At 53.9% G+C, this 26,188-nt stretch carries 17 protein-coding genes; 7 read left to right on the top strand and 10 right to left on the bottom strand.

The window, feature by feature from the left end; genetic code table 11:
* Positions 1 to 59: 59 nt before the first annotated feature.
* Positions 60 to 2,096 carry an NADPH-dependent 2,4-dienoyl-CoA reductase gene (locus UC15_RS01215; RefSeq protein WP_112286752.1) on the bottom strand — a complete coding sequence of 679 codons (2,037 nt, stop codon included), beginning with the start codon at positions 2,094 to 2,096 and terminating at the stop codon, positions 60 to 62.
* Between the two features lie 397 nt (positions 2,097 to 2,493).
* On the opposite strand from UC15_RS01215, the gene UC15_RS01210 reads away from it, so the two are divergent.
* Entirely contained in the window at positions 2,494 to 3,360 is an 867-nt protein-coding gene (locus UC15_RS01210; RefSeq protein ID WP_112286751.1) for a crotonase/enoyl-CoA hydratase family protein, read from the top strand.
* Positions 3,361 to 3,389: 29 nt separating this feature from the next.
* Here UC15_RS01210 and pdeR read toward each other — a convergent pair whose 3' ends face one another.
* The 4 genes from pdeR to malT all read right to left on the bottom strand — a co-directional run bounded on the left by pdeR (position 3,390) and on the right by malT (position 11,652).
* Positions 3,390 to 5,408 (bottom strand): cyclic di-GMP phosphodiesterase, encoded by a 2,019-nt coding sequence (pdeR, locus tag UC15_RS01205; RefSeq protein WP_112286750.1) that lies wholly within the window; start codon positions 5,406 to 5,408, stop codon positions 3,390 to 3,392.
* 282 nt (positions 5,409 to 5,690) lie between these two features.
* The gene (bglX, locus tag UC15_RS01200) at positions 5,691 to 7,988 is read right to left on the bottom strand and encodes a beta-glucosidase BglX (RefSeq protein WP_112286749.1); all 2,298 of its coding nucleotides are present in this window, start codon (positions 7,986 to 7,988) and stop codon (positions 5,691 to 5,693) included.
* A gap of 388 nt (positions 7,989 to 8,376) precedes the next feature.
* Positions 8,377 to 8,661, bottom strand: coding sequence for a YjcB family protein (locus tag UC15_RS01195; protein ID WP_112286748.1), 285 nt, complete (start codon positions 8,659 to 8,661; stop codon positions 8,377 to 8,379).
* A 264-nt stretch (positions 8,662 to 8,925) separates the two neighbouring features.
* Positions 8,926 to 11,652: an HTH-type transcriptional regulator MalT gene (gene malT, locus UC15_RS01190; RefSeq protein WP_112286747.1), complete on the bottom strand. Its 2,727-nt coding sequence runs from the start codon at positions 11,650 to 11,652 to the stop codon at positions 8,926 to 8,928.
* 320 nt (positions 11,653 to 11,972) lie between these two features.
* On the opposite strand from malT, the gene malP reads away from it, so the two are divergent.
* Together malP and malQ are read left to right on the top strand one after the other, a co-directional pair.
* Positions 11,973 to 14,375 (top strand): maltodextrin phosphorylase, encoded by a 2,403-nt coding sequence (gene malP, locus UC15_RS01185; protein WP_112286746.1) that lies wholly within the window; start codon positions 11,973 to 11,975, stop codon positions 14,373 to 14,375.
* Positions 14,376 to 14,384: 9 nt separating this feature from the next.
* The gene (malQ, locus tag UC15_RS01180) at positions 14,385 to 16,472 is read left to right on the top strand and encodes a 4-alpha-glucanotransferase (RefSeq protein ID WP_112286745.1); all 2,088 of its coding nucleotides are present in this window, start codon (positions 14,385 to 14,387) and stop codon (positions 16,470 to 16,472) included.
* A gap of 51 nt (positions 16,473 to 16,523) precedes the next feature.
* Here malQ and UC15_RS01175 read toward each other — a convergent pair whose 3' ends face one another.
* The 5 genes from UC15_RS01175 to malE form a co-directional block, all read right to left on the bottom strand.
* Entirely contained in the window at positions 16,524 to 16,703 is a 180-nt protein-coding gene (locus UC15_RS01175; protein WP_112286744.1) for a hypothetical protein, read from the bottom strand.
* A gap of 63 nt (positions 16,704 to 16,766) precedes the next feature.
* A complete protein-coding gene (locus tag UC15_RS01170) occupies positions 16,767 to 17,345 on the bottom strand; it encodes a hypothetical protein (RefSeq protein ID WP_112286743.1) in 579 nt (192 codons plus the stop codon).
* A gap of 231 nt (positions 17,346 to 17,576) precedes the next feature.
* Positions 17,577 to 18,467, bottom strand: coding sequence for a maltose ABC transporter permease MalG (gene malG, locus UC15_RS01165; RefSeq protein WP_112286742.1), 891 nt, complete (start codon positions 18,465 to 18,467; stop codon positions 17,577 to 17,579).
* Positions 18,468 to 18,480: 13 nt separating this feature from the next.
* Positions 18,481 to 20,040: a maltose ABC transporter permease MalF gene (gene malF, locus UC15_RS01160; RefSeq protein WP_112286741.1), complete on the bottom strand. Its 1,560-nt coding sequence runs from the start codon at positions 20,038 to 20,040 to the stop codon at positions 18,481 to 18,483.
* A 71-nt stretch (positions 20,041 to 20,111) separates the two neighbouring features.
* Positions 20,112 to 21,311, bottom strand: coding sequence for a maltose/maltodextrin ABC transporter substrate-binding protein MalE (gene malE, locus UC15_RS01155; protein ID WP_112286740.1), 1,200 nt, complete (start codon positions 21,309 to 21,311; stop codon positions 20,112 to 20,114).
* A 378-nt stretch (positions 21,312 to 21,689) separates the two neighbouring features.
* Here malE and malK point away from each other — a divergent pair, with 378 nt between their 5' ends.
* From malK to UC15_RS01130, 4 genes are all read left to right on the top strand, one after another.
* Entirely contained in the window at positions 21,690 to 22,799 is a 1,110-nt protein-coding gene (gene malK, locus UC15_RS01145; protein ID WP_112286738.1) for a maltose/maltodextrin ABC transporter ATP-binding protein MalK, read from the top strand.
* A gap of 26 nt (positions 22,800 to 22,825) precedes the next feature.
* Positions 22,826 to 24,124, top strand: a complete 1,299-nt coding sequence (locus UC15_RS01140) for a maltoporin (RefSeq protein WP_198659645.1) — start codon at positions 22,826 to 22,828, stop codon at positions 24,122 to 24,124.
* A 225-nt stretch (positions 24,125 to 24,349) separates the two neighbouring features.
* Complete coding sequence (gene malM / locus UC15_RS01135; RefSeq protein WP_112286736.1) at positions 24,350 to 25,246, top strand: maltose operon protein MalM; 897 nt, start codon at positions 24,350 to 24,352, stop codon at positions 25,244 to 25,246.
* A gap of 101 nt (positions 25,247 to 25,347) precedes the next feature.
* Complete coding sequence (locus tag UC15_RS01130) at positions 25,348 to 26,187, top strand: AraC family transcriptional regulator (RefSeq protein ID WP_112286735.1); 840 nt, start codon at positions 25,348 to 25,350, stop codon at positions 26,185 to 26,187.
* Position 26,188 lies beyond the last annotated feature (1 nt).

Here is a 26,188-nt window from a genome sequence, read left to right as displayed (position 1 = left end):
TGACATAAAAAGCCGCTCATCGCGGCTTTTTTTTCGTCTGCAGTTTTCTAATCCAATGTTTATATCTTCAGCGCCAGCCGCGTGCCCTGATCGATAGCCCGACGGGCATCAAGTTCGACGGCCACGTCTGCACCGCCGATCAGATGTACGGTTTTTCCGGCATCCTGCAACGGCTGATACAGGGCGCGCTGCGGTTCCTGTCCGGCGCAGATAATCACGTTATCTACTTCCAGACACAGCGGTTCGCCATTCATGATCAGATGCAAACCCGCGTCGTCGATGCGTTCGTAGCTGACGCCGCTTTGCATCTTCACGCCACGCTGCAGCAGGCTGGCGCGGTGGATCCAGCCGGTGGTTTTCCCCAGTCCTGCGCCGACTTTGGTGGTTTTGCGTTGCAGCAGAACGATCTCCCGCGCCGCCGGTTCGGGCTGCGGTCCCTGCGGTGCCAGACCGCCGCGATGCCTCAGGCTCTGGTCGATCCCCCATTCGTGACTGAAGGCCCGAGTACTCAGGCTTGATGACACGCCTTTATGCACCAGATATTCGGCGGTATCAAAACCGATACCGCCAGCGCCAATAATGGCGACGCGCTGACCGACCGGTTTTTTATCTCGCAGCACGTCGAGATACGTCAGTACGCTCGGGTGATCAATGCCAGTAATATCCGGCAGGCGTGGTGAAATACCGCAGGCGAGGATCACTTCGTCATAACCCGTTAACTGGCTGGCGGTGACGGTTTCACCCAGACGCAGCGTGACGCCCAGTAATGTCAGCTGACGCGAGTAATAGCGCAGCGTCTGATAAAACTCTTCTTTGCCGGGGATCTGTTTGGCGACATTAAACTGCCCGCCGATTTCATTGTGTGCATCAAATAAGGTGACGTGATGTCCGCGGCTGGCGGCGGTGGTGGCAAATGCCAGTCCGGCTGGCCCGGAGCCGACCACGGCCAGGCGTTTGGTGATTTCCGCACGGGTTATGGGTAACTGCGTTTCACGGCAGGCGCGGGGATTCACCAGGCAGGACGTGACTTCTCCGGCGAATATCTGATCCAGACAGGCCTGATTACAGCCGATGCAGGTATTGATTTCATCAGCACGCCCTTGTGCGGCTTTTTCGACAAACGCCGGATCGGCGAGGAACGGGCGCGCCATCGACACCATATCCGCGCAACCTTCGGCGAGAATTTTCTCCGCCACGTCGGGATCGTTAATGCGGTTGGTGGTGATCAACGGAATACCGACTTTGCCCATCAGTTTTTGCGTCACCCAGCTGAACGCCGCGCGGGGAACCATAGTGGCGATGGTCGGAATGCGCGCTTCGTGCCAGCCGATGCCGGTGTTAATAATGCTCGCGCCGGCCTGCTCGATGCGTTGCGCCAGAGTTTCGACTTCCTGCCAGTCCGAGCCTTCCTCAACCAGATCCAGCATGGATAAGCGATAAATAATGATGAACTCCCTGCCACAGGTTTCGCGCACGCGGCGCACGGCTTCTGTCGCAAACCGCATACGGTTATCGGCGGAACCGCCCCAGCTGTCCGTGCGCTGATTGGTGCGCGCGGTGAGGAACTGGTTTATCAGATAACCTTCGGAGCCCATGATTTCCACACCGTCATAGCCGGACGCCTTGGCGAGTTGCGCGCAGCGGGCAAAATCCGCCAGCGTTGATTCGATTTCTTCTTCGCTCAGGGCGTGAGGTGTAAAGCGGTTGATCGGTGCCTGAAGTGCTGAAGGCGCGACGGGGTGGGGCTGATAACTGTAACGCCCTGCATGAAGAATTTGCAGCGCAATTTTTCCCCCGGCGGCATGAACGGCCTCCGTTACCACGCGGTGATGCGTGATGTGCTCCTGTTCTGCGAGGACTGAACCACCCTGATACACCACGCCCTGCGCGTTGGGGGAAATGCCGCCTGTGACAATCAGCCCGACACCTGCGGCGGCGCGTTCGGCATAAAAGGCCGCCAGACGTTCAGGCCCGTCCTCCAGTTCCTCCAGTCCGGTGTGCATAGAACCCATCAGCACGCGATTTTTCAGTTGTGTAAAACCTAAATCCAGCGGCGCCAGCAGGTGCGGATAAAACAGCGAAGCGCGTTCAGTCATGGAATTCTCTTAAGTGGTCGGAGGAGATGAATTCAATTTAGCGGGTGGCAGAGCAATTGGAAAGTCAGCGTGCAATGACTGTGATATGCATCACTTTGGGGAAATCCCTGAGAGTTAATTAACTATTACGCATATTATTAATCGCCAAACATTAATTATGGCGGATTATTTTTGCGGAAGTCTGGTCGTCTGAAGTCGCGGATGAAAACATTATTTCTTTGTTTTTACACAATATTGATTGGTTGCAGGTTGTTTATTTTAAACATTTTTTTATTACGTTTATGCGCTTAGGATTATTTTTATAAAACAATCTCGAATCGATTCAGTTCAGGTTAGAGCTGGACTAGGCTGGAGCTGCTTCACCCTAAAAAATTCATTTCTAACCTGGATATATACTATGAATCTTATTGACCATACAGCCTGCCGCCCGTTTACCGAAGCCGGGCATTTGTCCCAGATTGCAGCCTATTATGAAGAAGGCCGTAATGTCATGTGGATGATGCTCAGGTCTTATCCACGTCCCTGTTTTAATCAGGAGCTTATTGAAGACATCATGACGCTCACCTATGCAGCAAAGGCGTCGGGGCTGCGTTTTGATTTTTGGGTCACCGGTTCTTTGGTGCCCAATATGTACAATGTGGGAGGTGATCTGAGTTTCTTTGTCGACTCTATCGTCAATAACAAGCGCGAGGCTTTGCGCGCCTACGCCAGAGCCTGTGTGGACTGTGTTCATGCTGCAGCGCGTGGATTTGATGTGGGAGCTATCAGCTTGTCGATGATTGAAGGTACGGCGCTGGGCGGCGGATTCGAAGCGGCGCTGGCGCACCATTATGTGCTGGCGCAAAACACGGCCCGGATGGGGTTTCCGGAAATCGCCTTTAACCTCTTTCCGGGAATGGGCGGTTATTCGCTGGTCTCGCGTAAAGCGGGCATGAAGCTGGCGGAGGAACTGATTTCCACCGGTGAGTCTCATACGGCGGAATGGTTTGAAAGCCGCGGGCTGGTGGATGTGTTATTCCAGCCGGGTGAGGCGTTCAACGCCACGCGTACGTTTATGGATGTGCTGCGGCCAAAACTTAACGGGATCCGCGCCATGATCCGCGCACGCCAGCGAGTACTGCAACTTTCACGTTCCGAGCTGATGGATATTACGGAGGATTGGGTGGATGCCGCGTTTACGCTGGAGGAGAAAGACCTGGGTTATATGGAGCGTCTGGTCATGCTGCAAAACCGGCATACGGCATCACTGCGTAAAACCGGCTAGCAGCGGGCAGAAAGGGCCCGTTACTGGCGCTATTTCTGTTTTGCTTTAGGTTTAAAAATATTGGGTGAAGCAATCATTTTTTCTTCAAGCCAGTGCTCGAGTTCCGTTGCGGGCATTGGCCTGGCGTAAAGAAAGCCCTGTTTGCTGTCCACACCAATCTCGTCAATTAACTTCTCTTCTTCAGCCGTTTCCACCCCTTCCGCCACCACGGTCAGTTGCAGGGTTTTCGCCACTGCCACAATCGCCCGCACCAGCGCCTGAGAAACCGGATTGTCATTGATCCCACGGACAAAACTCTGGTCGAGCTTAATGCAGTCGAGCGGAATGCGTGCCAGCTGGGACAGCGAAGAATAACCGGTACCGAAATCATCCAGATGCACCTGCGCGCCGAGTTTATGCAACTGGTTAATCATGGCGACAGCTGCGCCCTCGTCTTCCACCAGGCAGCTTTCGGTCAGTTCAAAATCGAGAAGACACCCTTTCATGCCGGCTTTTTTCATGGCGTCAGACAGCGTCGTGATAAACGAGCCATTATTCAGCTGGCGTCCGGAAAGATTCACGGCCACGCGCAGATTTAGCCCCTTTTTTTGCCATTCAGTCGCCTGACGGGTGGCGGTTTCGATCACCCATTTGCCGATGGGTGTAATCAGGCCAGATTCTTCGGCATAAGGGATAAAACTTTGCGGCTGGATAAGACCGCGTTCCGGCGAATTCCAGCGCAGCAGCGCTTCGACACTTTGCACGGTGCCATAAAGTGACACTTTCGGCTGATAGTGCAAAACCAGCTGGTCTTTTTCCGCCAGCGCTTTGCGTAAATGCGTGTCCAGCCACATGTATTCTGAGGCTTTTTCATTCATGCCCGGCGAGAAAACGCAGTGCGCATTTTTGCCTTTTTCCTTCGCCACATACATGGCGGTATCGGCGTTTTGCAGCAGCGTATCGCCGTCAGTGCCGTGTTCCGGACAGATAGCAATGCCGCCGGAACAGCCGGTATAGACTTCAATGAGACCGATACGAAATGGCAGGCTCAGGCGGCGCAACACGCGCTGGCTCAGTGCCTCCAGTGCGCTCAGTTCTGCATGGATACTGAGGATGATGAATTCATCGCCGCCGAGGCGCGCGAGCTTATCGTTAGGCGACAGACAATCCTGAATAGCGTCGGATACCGCCCGCAACAGGTGATCGCCAAACATATGACCGTAGGCGTCGTTCACCTTTTTGAAGTTATCCAGATCCAGATAAATCAGCCCGACTTTGTTTTCGCCGCGCTCGAGAAGGGCTCTGGCCAGAGATTCCTGTAACGCGTTACGGTTGGCGAAACCGGTGACCAGATCGGTGTTGGCCAGCACGCGCAGACGTTCCTGCGCTTTGCGCTCGTCCGTAATGTCAGAACCCGAGCAGATCAGGTATTTTTGCTGTTTACCGCTGCCGCTGTGGACGAATTTATTGCGAAACAGAAACAGCCGCTGACCTTTAACCGTATTGATCCAGCGTTCGACTTCGTAGGATTGCTGATGCTGAAAAAAACCGTTGATGTTCTGGCGCGACGCCAGACCTTCTTCCATCGACATGAATAAATCGTAGGCGCTGCGGCCAATGACATCTTCTTCGCGCAGGCCGGTATATTCTTCGCTCAGCCGGTTAAAACGATGGATTTTGCCTTCCTGATCGATGATCACAATCACGGAGTTGGCTTCGGAAACCACCTGTTCAGCAAAAGTCAGACCGACTTCAAGATCGTGCGCGACGGATTCAGTGTCCTGATACGCTGATGCCGTGCCAGCCCAGGCTTTGCTGTCAATTTTCCGGCCGACGAGATAAAGGCGTACAGGGGAACCGAACAGGGTGATGTCCAGCGTGAAACTTGAGGTGATCCCGGTCAGTTGCCTGATTTTTCCCGCCTGCCATTGGGTCAGGGAGATAGCAACATTAACAACGCCTTTCTCTGCGGACAGCTCCATTGCATTGCTGTCAGAACCCACTCGCCAGTATGGGCGGGGCGTACCAAAATGCAGGTACAGGATGGACGCATCTTGAGAATCGACCATGAATGTTTCTCCGAAAAGAACGCTATACGCCGCCAGTGTGGCGACATGGCGATAGTCAGCACAGACGGAGTTTACTCTGCTCAGCACACCCGCACCGCTCCGCAACTATCGGATACAGAGCCGGAAGGCGTAACACATTGAATTTAAGGTTAGCAACTGTCGGTTATATATCCAGTCACCGGACAGAAATTACTGCTCAGAACAGGCGGGTTCCGTTGCCGGGATCCCGCCTGAGAGAGAACGTGCTGACTACATATCGGGCCTGGCTTCAGACCCGATATGTTATTTCAGCAGGAAGCTGGTTTTCTTCACATCCTGAGAATCTAACCCGACGAATACGTTGAACTTACCGGGTTCAGAGGCCCATTTCAGCTTGTCATTGTAGAAACGTAAATCTCTTTCATTGATAGCAAATGTCACGGTTTTCTCTTCACCCGGCTGCAGGGTGATCTTCTCAAAGTTCTTCAGCTCTTTCACCGGACGACTGATCGACGCGGTGACATCCTGCAGATACAGCTGGACGATCGTCGCGCCACTGACTTTGCCGGTGTTTTTCACCGTGACACTGGCTGTCAGCGGATGTTTCGCATCCATGGTTGTGGATGAAAGGTTCACGTCAGACACGCTGAAACGGGTGTAGCTCAGGCCATAACCAAACGGGAACAGCGGCCCGTTGGTGATATCGAAATAACGGGTCGTGTATTTATCCGGATGCTGCGGATTGAACGGACGACCGGTATTCAGCACGCTGTTATACAAAGGAATTTGCCCGACCGAACGCGGGAAAGTCATCGGCAGTTTGCCTGACGGGTTGTAATCGCCAAACAGAACGTCGGCAATCGCGTGACCGCCTTCGGTGCCGGCGAACCAGGTTTCCAGCATGGCATCAGAGATGTCATTTTCCCACGTCAGTGTCAGAGGACGACCATTCATCAGCACAATCACCAGCGGCTTACCGGTGGCTTTCAGCGCCTTGAGCAGGTCACGCTGGCTTTGCGGAATGCTGATATCTGAACGGCTGGAGGCTTCATGCGCCATACCCTGCGCTTCACCCACCACCGCCACCACGACATCTGATTTCTCAGCTGTTTTCACCGCTTCATCAATCATGTCCTGCGGTTTACGCGGGTCGTTGATCACCTGCTTGTCGTAGGAATTAAGGAAATCGACCATCCCCTGATCGTCGGTGATGTTAGCACCGCGTGCATATAACAATGTGCCTTTGTCACCGAGGACATCTTTCATCCCCTGCAAGACAGTCACGGCCTGAGCGGCTTTACCGGCGGCAGACCAGCTGCCCATCACATCGCGTTTGCTGTCAGCCAGCGGGCCAATCACGGCAATGGTGCCTTTTTTCTGTAATGGCAGCGTCTCGTTGGTGTTTTTCAGCAACACGAGGGACGTGCGCGCGACTTCGCGGGCTTCGGTGCGGTGCAGACGGCTTTCGGCATTGGTGTCCGCCGGGTCGCTCGACTGCGGACCTAAATGACGGTATTCATCGACAAACAGCCCCATGTCCCATTTGGCGGCCAGAACGTCACGCACGGCACGGTCAATATCCTGCTGACTCACCAGACCGTCGGCGAGCAATCCTTTCAGATACTTACCGTACATATTGTCGGCCATGTCCATATCGACACCGGCTTTCAGCGCCATCGCAGCCGCCTGACGATCATCTTCGGCCACGCCGTGTTTGACCAGACCGCCAATAGCGCCGTGGTCACTCACTGTCAGACCTTTGAACTGCCAGTCATCGCGCAGAATATCTTTCAGCAACCAGGTATTTGACGTCGCGGGAACGCCGTTAACACTGTTGAGGGCAACCATCACGCCACCAGCACCGGCATCTACCGCCGCTTTATACGGTGGCATGTAATCGTTAAACATGCGTGTCAGGCTCATGTCCACGGTGTTGTATTCGCGACCGCCTTCCACCGCGCCGTACAGCGCGTAGTGTTTGACGTTAGCCATCACGGCGTAGGGTGCGGAAGGGTCTTTACCCTGATAACCCGTCACCATTTCATGTGCCAGGCGGGACGTCAGGTAGGTGTCTTCGCCAAAACCTTCGGAGACACGGCCCCAGCGCGGATCACGGGTAATATCGACCATTGGCGAGAAGGTCATATTCAGGCCATCTGCTGCGGTTTCCAGTGCGGAAATACGTGCGCTGGTGTTGACGGCCTGCATATCCCAGCTGGCGGCAAGGCCAAGGCTGATAGGGAAAATAGTGCGCTGACCATGCACCACGTCATAGGCATAAAACGGTGGGATCTTCAGGCGGCTTTCTTTGACCTGATCCTGCATGCGGCGAATATCAGGTTTAGTGACGGTATTAAACACGCCACCGACTTTACCGGCGCGGATGTCAGCCATAATGGCTTCTTTCTGATAGTCCGGCCCCACAGTGACCAGATTCAGCTGACCGATTTTTTCATCAATGGTCATTTTTTTCATCAGGTCAGCAATAAACGCATTGCGCTCTTTTACCTGATCCTGGGGAATGCCCGTCGTTTCGACGGCGAGCGAAGAAGCAGAACTTACCAGTAACACTAACGCGCCAAGCACGTGATGCGTATTCATCGGAATTCCTTCAGCCATAAGCAGGGGGTGCCAAACCGGTGAAAATTCAGCAGCCTGAAGCAAAAAAAGCAATGATCATTCTAAGAAAAGTATGGGTGAGAATCTAATACGACCCTTCAACTATTAGCAATGAATAGTTTATGCCCTGCGCACAATATCGTTTTACATTGCGGAGCAGACTGCAATTTACAGGTAATCAGAAACTCACGTACAAAAAGACCTCAGATACGCCACGCATTTTTCTAAATTTAGGATTAAATGATATGCAGGTGAACAAATAATCAGCAAGCTGGCCTGAATGTTCATTATCAGGGCAATAAAAAAGGCAGAACATCATGTTCTGCCTTTCTTTCATCTGTTCTCAACGACTCGCGGTGAGCGAATCGGATTAATAGTAATAAGACATATCGGTCGGGGTTTTGCTCATCACATCAAAGAAAACGTCTTTCGTGTTTGCCCAGAACTGCGCGACGGCGGCGGCATCATAATTCATGCCCATCAGGCTCATGACGAAGAAACAGGTTACGGTCAGGCCGAGACCGCTGCAAACAAAGGCCATGGTATTGCGGCTGGACTGCCGGCAAACAATATTAAGCTGGCTGGTGCAGAACATCAAAAAGGCGCTCAGCAATTCCCAGCGCATCATGACAATCCCGGCAGTTAAAGTACCCATCGATAAAATCCTTACTCACTACAGCCGTTTACACAAAGCCAAAATCAGCCGGATGGCTGTTATAACAGGTTGGCAGCGGGCTTTTCTGAAGAAATGGTGAATTACAATAGTGTGACGACGGTCACATTATATCACCGGATTTTATTTTTGAGCAAAATATGTTCGCTAATGAAAAATAGGCATAACACATCAACTTATTTTGATGATGTGTTATGAAAAGAGTGGGGTGCGATAACGGTAGGGCGTTGAGAGTTACCCGGTGAATCAGGCGCCGTACCCCATGACCTGTAACAGATGCTGCGCCTGCTGCACCGCTTCCTGACGGTGTGCGACGCCCAGTTTCTGGTACAAGTTGCGGATATGCGTTTTGATGGTGGTGGACGCGACATCGAGTTCACCGGCGATCTGATCGTTGCTGTAACCGGAGTAAATCAGCCCGAGAACCTGCCATTCGCGCTGGGTCAGCGGACTGGTGCGGATCAGTTCCGGCACCTGCGGATGGGTCAGCAGTTTGTTGACGAACCCTTCGTCGAAGTGCGCGAACTTATGACGATGGTGCTGGTTAATTTCACGCAGAATTTGCTGCGCACGGCGCTGTTCCAGTTCCGGCAGCAGATTGAGTTGCAGCAACTGACGCAACTGCTGCGCCATCATTTCCCCTTCGATGACGAAATGACTGACAAAACCCGTACGGTTCGCCAGCCCCAGCGCTTCGATCAACACCCGCTGCGCATCATTTTTACGGCCGGTATGCCAGTAAAGCAGATTGCTGAGCAGCAGATTGCGGTTGAGATCGCTGGTCAGGCGCAACTGACGCGCATTCTGATTCAGCTCATCGAGCACCACCTCGGCTTCATCAAACTGTTCCAGCAAAATCTGCACACGGGCGATATTACGCCACTGGCCTTGCTGGAAATGGTTGTCTGCCATATCGGGTTTACGCGCCTGTTGCAGCCACTGGCTGGCAGCGGCTTTGTCGCCGATCATCTGCCAGTAAATCACCCTTGGTTTATCGGTATTGGTCAGCCAGTCGATGTGATACTGACCGGTTTTGAGCAGGCTTTCACAGCGTTGCAGATGGTGATGTGCGTTATCGAGCTGACCGCGGGCGAGGGAGCATTTTGCCAGCATTGCCAGACACTGCAACTGCTGCTGTGGCTGGAAGTTGGTCAGCACGTCAAGCCCCTGACGGGCGGCGTCTTCGGCATCATCGAGCCGCGACCATGACCACAGTAATTGCGAGCGCAGGCGCAGCAAAAATTCGTGCATCGGCAGCTGTTCCAGATGCTGTTCACGCACCAGTTCAAAAGCGCGATCCTGCATCTCAAACGCAGCCTGCAAAAAGCCCTGCGCAATCAGGATTTCACTCTGTTGCAGCAATGCCCATAACGCATAGTGATAAGCTTCATAGCGGCGGGCAATCTGTTCTGTTTGTTGCATCAGCGGCAAAGCGCGGGTCAGATCGCCTTTGCAGTGCTGGATTTCGCCGGTGACCGAGGTCGCCACAATCCGGCTGTAATAGCTTTCATACGGCAGATATTTCAGGGCGTCGGCGGCCAGTTTTTCCGCCTCATCCTGACGGCCATCGTTAATCGCCACCTGCGCCCGCAGGGCATCAAATTCCGCCGCGAGTTCCTGTTCCATGACGATATTGCGCTGCTGCATTTCACTTTCGGCGCGCACCAGCAACGTTTCCACTTCGGCATAACGGTGCTGACTTTGTGCCAGCCACGCCTGCAACAGCACCAGTTTAGGATTCTGGATCAGGCGGTCGTACGGCAGCGCGGCCAGACATTCTTCCAACAACGCGAGTTCGCTCTGATTGAACAGTGCCCAGGCGTGTTGCAGCAGAATATCGCGCAGCATATTGATGTCTTCCGCCCCCAGCGCATGATGAATAGCTTCGGCTGGAAAACCTTGCGCCAGCCAGCCTTCGGCAGCGGCACGGTGAATGGCCGGCAGTTCTGTCGACAGTTCCCACTGGCAGCGCTGGCGCAGGAAAGTGGCAAACAGCGGATGGAAGTTAAACCATTCGCCGGTGTCATCCATGCGGTGAATGAAAAGCCCCTGACGTTCCAGTTCCTCGAGGCGCTGCTGGCCGTTTTCGCTGCCGGTCAGACGCACAATCAGCGCATCGTTCATTGACCGCAGCAGCGAGCAGCGCAGTAAAAAGTCTCGTGTCGGCGCATCCACGCGATCCAGCACTTCATCCACCAGATATTCTGAAAGATGGCTGGCATTCAGCCCGGCCAGTTTGCGGGCGGACTGCTGCGTAGACTGTTGCGACGACGTGGTGGACTGACGTGCGGATAACGCGATCAGCTGGAGTGCCGTTGCCCAGCCAGCCACTTCGTCGCACAGACGGCCACTGTCGGCCTGATCGATGGGGTCTTTCAGCCGGTTGTCGAAAAATTGCTGGGTTTCCGGATGCGTAAAGGCCAGATGCGTGGCGTTGAGTTCCAGCAGCTGATCGCGGACACGCATATTGGCGATACCCAGCGGTGGCAGGGTGCGCGAAAGGACCACCAGCGACAGATTTTCCGGCTGATGACGCAGGAAAAAACGCATCCCTTCATGGATGGCATCGTTAGAAATCAGGTGATAATCGTCGATAACCAGCAGCAGCGGACGGTGCCAGTCGGAAAGCTCAACAAACAGCTGAGCAAACAGCGCCGATAAACTGGCGTACTGGTGTTTCTGACTCAGCGCTTCACTTTTGACGCAATGACCGCCGCAAGCCTGTTGTACCGCCGCAATCAGATAGCTGGCAAAACGCTCCGGCTGATTGTCACTTTCATCCAGCGAATACCAGCCGAGATCGCTTTTGCCCGCCGCCCAATGTGCGACCAGCGTCGTTTTCCCATAGCCCGCCGGACTGGCGACCAGGGTCAGACGGTAATTTGGCGCAGTCGAGAGCTTCGTCAGCAGACGATCGCGAACCACTGTATTTTGCTGCCGCACCGGGCGGCTCAATTTCGACGGGATCAGCATTTTTTTCGATTCTTTTGACGGTAGTCAGGAGGCGTAATAATTATTTCGCAGCGTGTAATTAATCACTTTTTCTAAAGTCCTCTTTTGAAACATTGATTGCAAGAATGTTACGTTTTTACATGCCGTTAAGTTGCTCTGCATCACACTTCTAAATACAAATTTTCAGAGCTTCCCCCTGATCCCCCGTCTCCTCCGGCTACGCCCCGTTTCTCCTCCCTGCCTAATCTTTGGCAGGATGATGCTGCTCACAGGCACAAGCGTCAGCATAGTGATAATCAACATCAGACTTCCCTACAAATTCCCGGATAAAGAGGCATGTAATGCAGGTGACTTTGGATAAGACGCAGTTTTTAGCCGCGCTAAAACGCCAGTGGCAGGGATTCGGTTTGCAACAGGCACAGGATATGACATCGCATCAGTGGTGGCAGGCCACCAGTGCCGCGCTGTCCGAACTGCTGAGTGCGCAGCCTGCGCCTGAAGCGGCAAAACAGCCGCAACGGCACGTAAACTATATTTCGATGGAATTTCTGATCGGGCGCCTGACCGCGAATAACCTGATCAACCTCGGCTGGTATGAAACCGTTAACCAGGCTCTGAAAGAGCAGGGCGTTGAGCTGGCCGATGTGCTGGAGCAGGAAACCGATCCGGCGCTGGGTAATGGCGGATTAGGGCGTCTGGCGGCCTGTTTCCTTGATTCGATGGCGACCGTCGGACAACCGGCAACCGGCTACGGCCTGAATTATCAGTACGGTCTGTTCCGTCAGTCGTTCAGCGAAGGCAAACAGCAGGAAGCGCCGGATAACTGGCATCGCGAAAGCTATCCGTGGTTCAGCCACAACAGCTCGCTGTCTGTTGACGTGGCGTTTGGCGGCAAACTGACCAGGAACGAGAATGGCGAAGAACAATGGCATCCGGCGTTCTCCCTGCGCGGTGAAGCCTGGGATTTGCCGGTGGTCGGCTATAAAAATGGCGTCACCCAGCCACTGCGTTTGTGGCAGGCCACCGACGTGCATCCGTTTGATCTGACCTTGTTCAACGACGGTGAATTCCTCAAGGCTGAGCAAAAAGGCATTGATGCGGCGAAGCTCACCAAAGTGTTGTATCCGAATGACAACCACGATGCCGGTAAACGCCTGCGCCTGATGCAGCAGTATTTCCAGTGCGCCTGTTCGGTAGGCGATATCCTGCGTCGTCATCATTTCCTCGGTCGCAAAATTGAAGATTTACCGAAATTCGAAGTTATCCAGCTCAACGACACGCACCCGACCATTGCCATTCCTGAACTGCTGCGTATTTTGCTCGACGAGCATCAGCTGGGCTGGGACGCTGCCTGGGCAATCACCAGCCAGACCTTTGCGTATACCAACCACACGCTGATGCCTGAAGCGCTGGAATGCTGGGACGAAAAACTGGTGCGGAGCCTGTTACCGCGCCACTTCTCGCTGATCAAAGCCATTAATGCCCGCTTCAAAAAAGTGGTCGAAAAGCAGTGGCCGGGCGATAAAGCGGTGTGGGAAAAACTGTCTGTTCACCAGAACAAACAAGTCCGTATGGCGAATCTGTGCGTGGTTAGCGGCTTTGCGGTGAACGGCGTGGCGGCGCTGCACTCCGAACTGGTGGTGAAAGATCTGTTCCCGGAATATCACCAGCTGTGGCCGAACAAATTCCATAACGTCACCAACGGCATTACGCCGCGTCGCTGGCTGAAACAGTGTAATCCGGCACTGTCTGCGCTGATTGACGACACGCTGAAAACCGAATGGGTTAACGATCTGGATGCCCTGAAAGGGCTGGAAAGTTTCGCCGACGATAATAAATTCCGTCAGCGTTATCAGACGATTAAGCGTGAGAATAAAATCAAACTGGCGCACTACGTGAAACAGGTGATGGGGCTGACGCTCAATCCTGACGCCATTTTCGATGTGCAGATCAAACGCCTGCACGAATACAAACGTCAGCATCTGAACCTGCTGCACATTCTGTCCCTTTACCGTCAGCTGCGTGATAACCCGGAAATGGACATGGTGCCACGCGTCTTCCTGTTCGGCGCGAAAGCGGCACCGGGTTATTACCTGGCGAAAAACATTATCTACGCTATTAACAAAGTGGCGGAAAAAGTGAATAACGATCCGCTGGTGCGCGACCGCATCAAAGTGGTGTTTATCCCGGATTACCGCGTTTCTGTCGCTGAACTGATGATCCCGGCCGCGGACGTTTCCGAGCAGATTTCGACCGCCGGGAAAGAAGCCTCAGGCACCGGCAACATGAAGCTGGCGCTGAACGGCGCGCTGACCGTCGGCACGCTCGACGGCGCGAATGTCGAGATTGCTGAAGAGGTCGGAGAAGACAATATCTTCATCTTTGGCAACACGGTTGATCAGGTCAAAGCGTTGCAGGCGAAAGGCTACGATCCGCTCAAGATCCGCAAAAAAGACAAGCACCTGGATAAGATCCTCAAAGAGCTGGAAAACGGCTTCTTCAGCGATGGCGACAAACAGGCTTTCAGCCTGATGCTCGACAGTTTGCTGGGTGGCGGCGATCCTTATCTGGTGCTGGCTGACTTTGCCGATTATTGCGCCGCGCAGCAAAAAGTTGATGTGTTGTATCGCGACCAGGAAGACTGGACGCGCAAAACCATTCTCAACACGGCACGTGTTGGGATGTTCAGTTCCGACCGCTCGATCCGCGATTATCAGCAGCGGATCTGGCAGGCGAAACGTTAAGGAGCCCGCATGGAGAACAAAGCACTGGAGCAGGCCGCCAGGGAGGCGGGTATTTCCTCTGGTTTTATCAACGCGCACGGTAAGCAGCAGGCGATTGCGCCCGAAACTAAGCGTGAACTGTTAGCCGCAATGGGCTGGGTGGCGGAAAGCCATCTGGTAGTGACGCCGGTTCCTGCGGTGAAAGTGTTCGTTTCCGGCAGCCGTCTGGCATTGCCGGTCGGGGGTGAAGGCGAATATGCCTGGACACTCAAACTGGAAAGCGGTGCAACCCAGCAAGGGCGAATCAGCGGTAAAATGACCCTGGCGCTGCCGGGCAAAATCCCTGCCGGTTATCACCAGCTGACGCTGACACAAGATGCGCAGCAGTGGGATTGCCGGGTGATTGTCGCCCCGAAACGTTGCTATGAACCTGATGCGTTGCTGGCGGGTAAAAAACTGTGGGGCGCGTGCGTGCAACTTTATACGCTGCGCTCGGAAAATAACTGGGGGATTGGCGATTTCGGCGATCTCCGGTTGTTGCTGAAAAAGGTCGCTGAGCGTGGCGGTGCGTTTGTCGGGCTGAATCCTATTCATGCGCTGTATCCTGCCAATCCGGTGGCGGCCAGCCCTTACAGTCCGTCGTCGCGCCGCTGGCTGAACGTGATTTATATCGACGTCAGTGCCGTCGACGATTTCAGGCTGAGCGAAGCCGCGCAACAATGGTGGAATCTGCCGCTGACGCAGCAACGGTTACAGGCCGTACGTGCCAGCGACTGGGTGGATTACGGTGAAGTGATGCCGCTCAAACTCGAAGGTTTACGCCTGGCCTACGCGCAATTCCTGAAGCGTAAAGCGCAGGATGCGCAGGTGAAATCGCTGGCGGCTTTTGTGAAGCAGGGCGGGGAAAGTCTGTATCTGCAGGCGGCGTTTGACGCGTTATACGAGCATCTGGCGAAAGAGACGGATGTTGCGCTCGGCTGGAACCGCTGGCCGGAGCAATATCATGATGCGCGCGGACCGGCCGTACGCGCTTTCTGCGAACAACAAGCGCAGGATGTGGAGTTTTACCTCTGGCTGCAATGGCTGGCAGAAACGCAATTTTCCCAATGCTACGAGGTCAGCCAGCAGGGCGACATGTCGATCGGTTTATATCGCGATCTGGCCGTCGGTGTGGTGGAAGGTGGCTCGGAAACCTGGGGCGATGGCGAGCTGTACTGCCTGAAAGCCTCGGTCGGCGCACCGCCGGATATCCTCGGGCCGCTGGGTCAGAACTGGGATCTGCGCCCGATGGATCCGCATGTGATGGTGAAACGCGGTTATCAGCCGTTTATCGATCTGCTGCGTTCAAACATGACCAGCTGTGGCGCGTTGCGTATTGATCACGTGATGACGTTATTGCGTTTATGGTGGATCCCTGCCGGTGAAACAGCGGATAAAGGCGCGTATGTGCAATATCCGGTAGACGATCTGCTGGCTATTCTGGCGCTGGAAAGTCAGCGTCACCGCTGCATGGTGATTGGTGAGGATCTGGGCACCGTCCCGGTGGAGATCGTCAGTAAGCTGCGCGAAGGTGGGGTGTATTCCTACAAAGTGCTGTATTTCGAGCGTGATGAGGAAAACAACTTCCGTGCGCCGCAGTCGTATCCGGTTCAGGCGATGGCGACGATCACCACGCATGACCTGCCGACGCTGCGCGGATACTGGCAAAGTGACGATCTGGCGCTGGGTAAATCGCTGGGACTGTACCGCGATGAAGATGTGTTGCAGGAGCTGTACGCCGACCGCGCCCGTGCGCGTCAGGGGCTGCTTGACGGCTTACACCATTACGACTGCATCCCTAAGAAAACCGGACGTAAAGCGGCATTGATGGAGATGACGCCGGTGCTCAACCGTGGCCTGCAACGCTACGTCGCTGACAGCGCCTGTGCTTTGCTCGGCCTGCAACCAGAAGACTGGTTAGACATGGACGCGCCGGTCAACGTGCCCGGCACCAGCGACGAATACCCGAACTGGCGCCGTAAACTGTCCACCTCCCTCGAAGAGATGTTCGCCGACGAGCAGGTGAATAAGCTGATTAAAGACCTCGATAAACGCCGCCGGAAAGTTTCGGTAAGCTGAGGTTTAGAGAAAGACAAACTAAGCCCCGTAAGGGGCTTTTTTGTGAATGACTTAAAAAGAAGTATGCGTTTCTGCTTCTGCGTTATTAGCAAGAATACCTACCAGAATTTCGTCGGGATCGAGGATAGCAAACATCATGTCGCCAACGATGCGGCGCTGATCTTTAGTCCGATGATAATTAGCCACTATTTCTGGCGGTAACGTTCTTAAAATCTCTTCAATGGTTCTCATAACTATTCCTTTAGTGTGAATTAGAACACTCTACCGTTTTAATAATTCATTTCCTATACCGGTTCAGTTAAGCCCTTCTTCAGGCCATTCAAAATCGTGTACTCCCCCTCGTTGTCCCAAATGGCGTAATTTATTTAACAGATTTGATTTGTTAACTTTCATATCGCCATGCTCGTCATAAATAAATCCCCAGTACTGGTAAAAAGATGCCAGCCCTGAAACAGGTCTGTTTATTTTCAGAACTATTACACCAACAATATCTGCAAATAAATACGCGGCAAAAAATGCACAAAAAGCCATGCGTTTTTCTAATGCTGACTTTAAAACGGCATTTTTAAAATGTTCCAGCATGTGAATAGAAACCTGGTTAGCTTTAACATCGTAAGAATATACCGCTGCGCCAATCACTATGGGCGGCCTGCCTTTAGAATGTATTGCCAGGCTGAAGCGATTTTCAAGAATGAAGTGTTCTTCTTTAAACCATAATCGCCAGTCTAGCATTGTCCGCATGAGTTCAAGATCAATAGCAGAACGCTTATCCAGAAAATTTACCTGAACATTTATCTGGTGATCGTTGAGCCTGTTTTGTAATTCGTTAAATGCCAACTCGGCAATGTCATAAACCCATCCTGAAATATTCACGGGGACCTCCTTTTAACCGTCTGTCCCGCAGGCATGTTAAGAGGAATACTGGGCAATACCATCCCAGAGAGCCGATCCTGATACTTATTTATCATTCCTGGAATATGTCTCGAAAAGTAGAATGCAATGGAAAGCGTTTTGCATAAGCACAGACACAAAAAAAGGCGGCTTATTCAGCCGCCCAAGACACAGGTAATTGATCAAGTACTACAAAGCGCATTAGCCTTACATTTAACCTTTCACACCGCCTGCCGTTAAGCCGCCGACCAGCCAGCGTTGGGCGATCAGGAATACTGCCGTAATCGGGATGGCGGACAATATGGCTGCCGCCGCGAAATCGCCCCACAGGTAGTTTTGCGGGTTCAGATATTGCTGCATGCCGACCGCCAGGGTGTAGCTGTTCACATCACGCAGCAGTAAAGATGCCACCGGCACTTCGGTTATGGCTGCGATGAATGACAGAATGAACACGACGGCCAGAATCGGTACCGACAGCGGCAGCAGCACCAGACGGAAAGCCTGCCACGGGGTGGCGCCATCCAGTGCGGCGGCTTCTTCCAGCGAGCCGTCGATGGTTTCGAAATAGCCTTTGATGGTCCAGACGTGCAGGGCGATGCCGCCCATATAGGCGAAGATCACGCCGCCGTGAGTGTTCAGGCCGAGGAACGGCACATACATGCCGAGGCGGTCGAACAGGGCGTATAACGCCACCAGCGACAGCACCGCCGGGAACATCTGGAAGATCAGCATCCCTTTGAGCAGCGAACTTTTACCGCGGAATTTCATGCGGGCAAACGCGTAGGCGCAGGTGGTGGAAAGGGCGACGATGCCGACCGCGGTGATCCCGGCGATCTTGATCGAGTTCCATAACCACAACATCACCGGGAATGGCGGCGGTGTGATGCTGCCGTCGCTGTTGGTGACCGCGATGCCGAGCGCCAGTTTCCAGTGATCCCACGAGACCTGATCCGGGATCAGGCTGCCGGTAGCAAAGTTACCCGGACGCAGCGAGATGGCGAATACCATCAGCAGCGGGAACAGGATCAGCGCCAGAAAACACAGCAGTAAAAGGTGCGTGACCAGCAATCTGACTTTCTGCGACTTAGGTTTAACCATGGGCATTGTCTGTTTCTCCTTAGTCGAATTTCATGCGTGAGGCTTTCAGGTTCACGATAGCCAGCGCACCGACCAGCAGGAAGATCAGCGTGGCAATCGCCGCCGCCAGCCCGAAGTCCTGCCCGCCGCCGCCTTCGAAGGCGATGCGATAGGTGTAGCTGACCAGCAAATCGGTATGACCGGCAGGTGTCGTAGTGCCGAGCATGTCCGGCCCGCCGTTGGTCAGTAACTGGATCAGCACGAAGTTATTAAAGTTAAAGGCAAAGCTGGCGATCATCAGCGGCGTCAGCGGTTTAATGAGCAAAGGCAGCGTGATGCGGAAAAAGTTCTGCATCGGCGTGGCGCCGTCCATTGCCGAAGCTTCATAAAGATCGTCAGGAATGGCTTTCAGCAGGCCCATACACAGGATCATCATGTACGGATAACCGAGCCAGGTGTTGACGATAATGATCATGCTTTTGGCGGTCCACGGATCGCTGAACCATGCCGGTTTAATGCCGAACAACGCGCTGAGCATCAGGTTGATCTCACCGAAACTCTGGTTGAATAACCCTTTGAAAATCAGAATCGAAATAAAGGCCGGCACCGCATAAGGCAGGATCAGCAGGATGCGGTAAGCGGCTTTGCCTTTCAGTTCCTCCCACTGTACGACGCAGGCCAGCACCATGCCGACGGCGACGGTCAGGATCACGGTCAGCAGGGCAAAAACAACGGTCCAGACGAAAATCGACAGGAAGGGTTTCTGGATCCCTTCATCATGCAATACGCGCAGGAAGTTGCCCCAGCCGATGCCGACGGTAAAGCCCGGGCTGAGTTGTTCGGCCTGCCATTCGCCCTGAGCGTTTACTGCCTGATAGAAGCCGGTTTTTGTGTTCGGGCGGTAGATGGTGCCGGTTTCAACGTTAGTCAGCTGCTTTTCATCGTCGCCCAGTTTGTACAGCGGCTGGGTGCCGGAGAACTGGCGCAATGAACTCATGCGCAGCGTTTCGCCGTCGGGTAATTTCGCCGAGAGTTGTCCCAGCGCCGCACGGTTTTGTGTCACCACGCGCAGACCGGCTTTTTCCGTCGAAGGGGCGGTCTGCGGGAGCATCTCCAGCGTTTGTGGCGCGGAAGCGTTAAAGGCAAAAGGTGGCGAAACCAGCGTCTCGCTGTTATCCGCTGACGTCAGTGCCAGCTGCCATTTATCACCGGCAGACTTTTCACCAGCAGGGAAGAGCGCAAAATTAAGCGCTTTTCCGCCCTGAAATTGACGGTCCATCAGCACCGACTGCGCACGTTCAAACGTCAGCTGGTTGGTGCTGCTGTAGTTGGTAAACGCAATCGCGATGGTGCAGACCAGCGGGAACAGCACAAATAACGACATCCCGGCGAGGCCAGGATAGACATAGCGCCACGAATAGGCGCGGCGGTTGCCGTAAATGTATAAACCGACGCTGGAAAGAATCAGGGTCAGAACGGCAAAAAGGGTTTCGCCCTGCGCATACATCAGCACGATCAGATAACCGGTAAAGCAGGCGAGCAGGGCGATGACCAGCCATTTGAACGCATTGCTGAACGGCCGTTTTTTGGCTCTTGGCATAAGGACAATCCTTGTGGTGGCGGTACGGAACCCGTGAGTCCCGTACCGTTCATTGAGCTAATGCTTCGGCATTACTTGGTAATGCGTGTTTCTACGTCTTTCAGTGCTTGCGGAACAGTCTGGCGGCCATTCACCGCATTGATGATGGCGCTGCGTTCTGCATACCAGAAGGCGCTCATCTGCGGGATGTTAGGCATGATTTCGCCGTTTTTGGAGTTAGCCATGGTGGCGGCGATGCGCGGATCTTTCTCCAGTTGTTCCTGATACGTTTTCAGTGCCACAGCGCCCAGCGGTTTATCTTTGTTGACCACCGCCAGACCTTCGTCGGTGATCAGATAGTTTTCCAGGAACTCTTTCGCCAGTTCTTTATTCGGGCTGGCGGCGTTGATACCGGCAGTCAGCACGCCGACGAACGGTTTAGACGGTTTGCCGTGGAAGCTTGGCAGCAGCGTCACGCCGTAATTGATTTTGCTCTTGTCGAGGTTTGACCAGGCCCACGGACCGTCGATAGTCATCGCGGTCTGGCCTTTGTTGAAGGCGGCTTCGGCGATGGAATAATCGGTATCAGCGTTGATGTGTTTGTTTTTCACCAGATCGATGATGAATTGCAGGCCAGCCTGAGAACCTGCGTTATTCACGCCGGTGTCTTTAATGTTGTATTTGCCGTTTTCATACTTGAACGCATAACCGCCATCAGCGGCGATGATTGGCCAGGTGAAGTACGGTTCCTGCAAGTTCCACATGATGGCGCTCTTGCCTTTGGCGCGCAGCTCTTTGTCCAGTGCCGGGATTTCTTCCCAGGTTTTTGGCGCTTCTTTAATGATGTCTTTGTTGTAAATCAGTGACAGCGCTTCAACCGCGACCGGATAGCCGATCAGCTTGCCGTTGAAGGTCACTGCATCCCAGGTGAACGGGAACAATTTGTCTTTGAAGGCTTTATCCGGGCTGATTTCAGCCAGCAGGCCAGACTGTGCGTAACCGCCGAAACGGTCGTGCGCCCAGAAGATAATGTCAGGGCCGTCGCCGGTGGCCGCGACTTGCGGATATTTTTCTTCCAGCTTGTCCGGATGTTCTACCGTGACTTTAATGCCGGTGTCTTTCTCAAACTTCTTACCGACTTCCGCCAGGCCGTTGTAGCCTTTGTCACCGTTGATCCAGATGACCAGCTTTCCTTCTTCTATTTTGGCAAATGCGGAAGATGACAGCACCAGCGTAGCCAGCGCTGAGAGTGCCAGTGTTTGTTTAACAATCTTTTTAATGCTGAGAGTCATAATCCAATCCTTTTTATTTCCTGTGAGGAGTCGGTTTTCTGTCGTCTGAGACGGGAAAAGACAGGGTACGACGCCAGTGTGGATTCAACCCGACAACGCTTCATCATCCCCCCCTCTACGCCCCCGCCTCTCAGAATGTGATCCCGCCGACACTCTCTGGCGTTATGTGGTTCATCACTCAAAAATATGCGTCGTTTTTTGCCATTCAGATCACGAATTTGATTTTTGCTGTGAACTTTCATCCGGTTGCGCGAATCCGTCATCCTCCCTGCTCCTCCCCCATGAAAAACTTTGTTACGGATGATTACGCTTAGCGGCTATTCCTTCACTCTTCGTTGCATTGAGTTTTCTCGCTGGCAGCAAGTACAGGAGTTCAGGATGGCGAGCGTTTCCCTTAACAGCGTGTACAAAGCCTTTGGTGAAACCGTGATTTCCAGCGACATCAATCTGGAAATCGAAGAGGGCGAGTTTGTGGTGTTTGTCGGGCCATCCGGCTGCGGTAAATCAACCCTGCTGCGCATGATTGCCGGTCTGGAAGACATCACTTCCGGCGAACTGAAAATCGGTGATAAACGCATGAATGAAGTGCCGCCCGCAGACCGCGGCATCGGCATGGTATTTCAGTCTTATGCGCTTTATCCGCACCTGTCGGTGGCTGAAAACATGTCTTTTGGCCTCAAGCTGGCCGGAGCGAAGAAAGCAGAAATCAATCAGCGTGTGAACCAGGTTTCTGAAGTATTGCAGCTGGCGCACCTGTTAGATCGTCGTCCGAAAGCGCTTTCCGGCGGACAACGTCAGCGCGTAGCGATTGGCCGTACGCTGGTGGCAGAACCGACGGTTTTCCTGCTCGATGAACCGCTTTCCAACTTAGATGCCGCGCTGCGTGTGCAGATGCGTATCGAGATTTCGCGCCTGCATAAGCGCCTTAAACGCACCATGATTTACGTGACCCACGATCAGGTCGAAGCGATGACGCTGGCCGATAAAATCGTGGTGCTCGATGCCGGACATATCGCTCAGGTCGGTAAGCCGCTCGAGCTGTATCACTATCCTGCCAACCGTTTTGTCGCCGGTTTTATCGGCTCTCCAAAAATGAATTTCCTGCCGGTGAAAGTCACCGGTGCTGAACCTGCACGTGTGCAGGTCGAGTTGCCAAACCGCCAGCAAGTCTGGCTGCCCGTCGAAGGCACCGACGTCAAAGTCGGCAGCAACCTGTCACTGGGTATCCGTCCTGAACATCTTCTGCCAAGCGACGTCGCGGAAGTGACGCTTTCCGGTGAAGTGCAGGTCGTCGAGCAACTGGGTAACGAAACACAGATCCACATCCAAATTCCGGCAATTCGTCAGAACCTGGTGTACCGCCAGAACGACGTGGTGCTGGTAGAAGAAGGTGCAACATTCGCCATCGGGTTGCCACCACACCGCTGCCATCTGTTCCGCGAGGACGGAACTGCATGTCGCCGGTTACATCCCGAATCTGGTGTTTGAAAGCACGCGATCCCCTACAGGAGAAAATGATGATTACAATGCGTAGTTCTTCCCTGGCGCTGGCAGTGGCTGCCGGAATCCTTTCTACACAAGCAATGGCAGTCGATTTTACCGGTTATGCCCGTTCGGGCATCGGCTGGACTGGCAGCGGCGGCGAGCAGCAATGTTTCAAAGCGACAGGCGCTGACAGTAAATACCGTCTGGGTAACGAATGTGAAACCTATGCGGAGTTAAAACTCGGTCAGGAAGTGTGGAAAGAAGGGGATAAGAGCTTCTACTTCGACACCAACGTGGCGTATTCCGTATCACAACAGAACGACTGGGAGTCAACCGATCCGGCTTTCCGCGAAGCAAACGTGAAGGGTAAGAACCTGATCGAATGGCTGCCGGGTTCCACCATCTGGGCCGGTAAGCGTTTCTACCAACGTCATGACGTGCACATGATCGACTTCTACTACTGGGATATTTCAGGTCCTGGTGCGGGTCTGGAAGATGTGGATCTGGGCTTCGGTAAACTGTCTCTGGCAGCGACCCGTAACACCGAAAGCGGCGGCTCATACGGCTATATTGCTGACCAGCGTAACGAAGTGCCAACGTCCAACGACGTGTTCGACGTTCGTCTGGCAGGCCTGCAAACTAACCCGGGCGGCGTGCTGGAGTTAGGTGTGGATTACGGTCGTGCCAATGCGCGTGACGGTTATTCCTTCGCGGACAATGCGACCAAAGACGGCTTCCTGGTGACTGCAGAACATACGCAGAGCATCTACAACGGCTACAACAAATTCGTCCTGCAATATGCCTCAGACTCTATGACTGATCCGGGTCAGGGCGCAGCGAACGGCCACTCCAACGGTGCAGCCATCGACAACAACGGCAGCATGATCCGTGTTCTCGACCACGGTGCGATTGACTTCAACGATACCTGGAGCCTGATGTATGTGGCGATGTATCAGGATGTTGACCGCGATAACAATAACGGCACAACCTGGTATACCGTCGGTGTCCGTCCGATGTACAAATGGACCCCGATCATGAGCACCTTGCTGGAAGTCGGTTACGACAACGTGAAATCCCAGCGCACCGGCGACAAAAACGGTCAGTACAAAGTTACCCTTGCGCAACAATGGCAGGCTGGCGACAGCATCTGGTCACGTCCGGCCATCCGCGTGTTTGCAACCTATGCAAACTGGGATGAAAAATGGGGCTACGATACTGACAGCGGCGCAAACAATGGCTTAGCGATGAACGATACCAGCACAAGAACCTTCAGCCGTGGTAATGACGATGAAATAACGTTCGGCGCACAAATGGAAATCTGGTGGTGATCCTCTTCGTCCTTTGAGCCGCAGATGCGTTAGCTGCCCTCACTCACCCCGGTCACATACATGTGTATGCTCCCGGGGATGAGTTCAGTTGCCGCCTTCCTGCAACTCAAATGACTTCGAGGCCTGTGCCAGTTTTCAAAAGTACAAGCAGTAAAGAAGATGTGCTGGCTGGCGGATTATCGCTGATAACCGCCAGCCTTCATGGTGATTTCAAAGGAAACAATAATGAAAAAGAATCTGCTGTCACTGTGTCTGTCGCTGAGCCTGCTGGCTGCTGCACCTGCGGTCGTGAATGCGGCGCAGAATGATGCGAATACCGCACCTGCAATTTCCAGCCAGACCTTACGCAACCTTTCATGGACGCCGCTGGTCCCGCCAGTGACGCAGGATGTGACGCTCGGAACGTCCAGCGCACAGATTAATCAGGGTCAAATTCAGGGCGCCGTCGGGGCATTCGCATTGCCTGCCGACCGGGGTTCACTTGAAATTACGCTGACCAGTATCGCGACCGGTAAAACCGTGTATGCGCCAAATGTTCTGGTGCTGGATGAGCAGATGCGTCCGGCAGCCTTTTATCCTTCCAGCTATTTCCCGTATCAGAAACCGGGCATCGTCTCCAGTGACCGTCTGGAAGGCACACTGAAACTGACGCCAGCGCTGGGTCAGAAACAAATTTATCTGCTGGTGTACACCACCCGTCAGGATCTGGCTGAAACGACGCAGATGGTGAACCCGGCCAAAGCCTTTGCCGCTGGCGTGGGTAACGCGGTACCGGATATCCCGGATCCGATTGCCCGTCATACCCCAACCGGCACGCTGAGCCTGAAAGTCACCGCCGAGCAGAAAACCGGTAACGTGATGATTGGTCAGTTCCTCCCGTCATCTGCACCAGCAGCAGCGGAGCCAGTGGTTGTCGGCAGCACCCAGGCACCTGCGCCTGCGGCAGCCCCGGCCAAACCGTCTGAACCTATGCTCAGTGATTCCGAAACCTATTTCAACGACGCGATTAAGAAAGCGGTGAAAGCAGGGGACGTCGATAAAGCCCTGAAACTGCTGGACGAAGCCGAACGTCTGGGTTCTAAAACCGCCCGCAAAACCTTTATTGAAAGCGTGAAACACTAAGTTTTCTTAGCGCCTCCCTGCGAAGGGGAGGCGCTAAATCTCCTCATTTCTTTTTCTCCCTTCTATTGTTACCCTGTTGTTAATTCATTCAGCGGGGGATTATGGCGTCTGCAAACTGGGTCGATTTATCGAAAGATAAAGACAGCGGGATCGAGACGATCCACGCCCATTTCGAAGGCCATGCTTACGATCCTCACTGGCATGACAGCTATCTGGTCGGCGTTACGCAGTACGGATTGCAGCAGTTCAGCTGCCGGCGCCAGAAGCACCAGAGCCTGCCGGGTAAAGTGTTTATGCTCGAACCGGGCGAAATCCACGATGGCGATGCCGTGCAGCCCGGCGGTTTTACTTACCACATGCTGTATCTCGCTCCGCAATGGCTGAGCCGCGAACTGGCGGCGCGGCGCGATTCTCTGTCGTCTGCCGGTGATCCGAGTTTCGAAAATACCTTAGCGCAGGATCCGCAGCTGGCGCAGGCGACGTCGATGGCGTTTCAGGCGTTGCATGGCAAAGAACTGCGCATTGTGCGGCAGACCGCGCTCGACGGATTACTCAGCGCGCTGGGTGGACATCTCACCTGGCAACCGCCGCGTTTGCAAGGCGAAGCGCCATGGTCACGTGTGGCGAATCAGGCGCGGGAATATCTGCACGCCCATCTGCACGAGGACATTGGCCTCGAACAACTGGCGGCGGCGACCGGCGAAAGCCGCTTTGTGGTCAGCCGTGCGTTTAAAGCCGAATTTGGATTGCCGCCTCACGCTTATCTTATTCAGCTGAAACTGACCCGCGCCCGCGAAGGGTTAGCGCTGGGGCGCACGCCGGCAGCGGTGGCAGCAGATTTAGGATTTGCCGATCAGAGTCATCTCGGACGTTGGTTCCGCCGTGCGTATCAGCTCACGCCCGCGAATTACCGGCGTCTGTGCACAAATCTTCCAGATTGAG

The organism is Rahnella sp. AN3-3W3 (assembly GCF_003263545.1).
Classification (GTDB): Bacteria; Pseudomonadota; Gammaproteobacteria; order Enterobacterales; family Enterobacteriaceae; genus Rahnella; species Rahnella variigena.
The sequence above is the reverse complement of the archived record's forward strand: the minus strand, read 5'-3'. Positions and strand labels throughout refer to the sequence as shown.

What these genes read in the sequence shown, in the direction of transcription:
- UC15_RS01215 (WP_112286752.1), bottom strand. Translation starts at nt 2,096, where the DNA reads ATGACTGAACGCGCTTCGCTGTTTTATCCGCACCTGCTGGCGCCGCTG.
- UC15_RS01210 (WP_112286751.1), top strand. Translation starts at nt 2,494, where the DNA reads ATGAATCTTATTGACCATACAGCCTGCCGCCCGTTTACCGAAGCCGGG.
- pdeR (WP_112286750.1), bottom strand. Translation starts at nt 5,408, where the DNA reads ATGGTCGATTCTCAAGATGCGTCCATCCTGTACCTGCATTTTGGTACG.
- bglX (WP_112286749.1), bottom strand. Translation starts at nt 7,988, where the DNA reads ATGAATACGCATCACGTGCTTGGCGCGTTAGTGTTACTGGTAAGTTCT.
- UC15_RS01195 (WP_112286748.1), bottom strand. Translation starts at nt 8,661, where the DNA reads ATGGGTACTTTAACTGCCGGGATTGTCATGATGCGCTGGGAATTGCTG.
- malT (WP_112286747.1), bottom strand. Translation starts at nt 11,652, where the DNA reads ATGCTGATCCCGTCGAAATTGAGCCGCCCGGTGCGGCAGCAAAATACA.
- malP (WP_112286746.1), top strand. Translation starts at nt 11,973, where the DNA reads ATGCAGGTGACTTTGGATAAGACGCAGTTTTTAGCCGCGCTAAAACGC.
- malQ (WP_112286745.1), top strand. Translation starts at nt 14,385, where the DNA reads ATGGAGAACAAAGCACTGGAGCAGGCCGCCAGGGAGGCGGGTATTTCC.
- UC15_RS01175 (WP_112286744.1), bottom strand. Translation starts at nt 16,703, where the DNA reads ATGAGAACCATTGAAGAGATTTTAAGAACGTTACCGCCAGAAATAGTG.
- malG (WP_112286742.1), bottom strand. Translation starts at nt 18,467, where the DNA reads ATGCCCATGGTTAAACCTAAGTCGCAGAAAGTCAGATTGCTGGTCACG.
- malF (WP_112286741.1), bottom strand. Translation starts at nt 20,040, where the DNA reads ATGCCAAGAGCCAAAAAACGGCCGTTCAGCAATGCGTTCAAATGGCTG.
- malE (WP_112286740.1), bottom strand. Translation starts at nt 21,311, where the DNA reads ATGACTCTCAGCATTAAAAAGATTGTTAAACAAACACTGGCACTCTCA.
- malK (WP_112286738.1), top strand. Translation starts at nt 21,690, where the DNA reads ATGGCGAGCGTTTCCCTTAACAGCGTGTACAAAGCCTTTGGTGAAACC.
- UC15_RS01140 (WP_198659645.1), top strand. Translation starts at nt 22,826, where the DNA reads ATGATGATTACAATGCGTAGTTCTTCCCTGGCGCTGGCAGTGGCTGCC.
- malM (WP_112286736.1), top strand. Translation starts at nt 24,350, where the DNA reads ATGAAAAAGAATCTGCTGTCACTGTGTCTGTCGCTGAGCCTGCTGGCT.
- UC15_RS01130 (WP_112286735.1), top strand. Translation starts at nt 25,348, where the DNA reads ATGGCGTCTGCAAACTGGGTCGATTTATCGAAAGATAAAGACAGCGGG.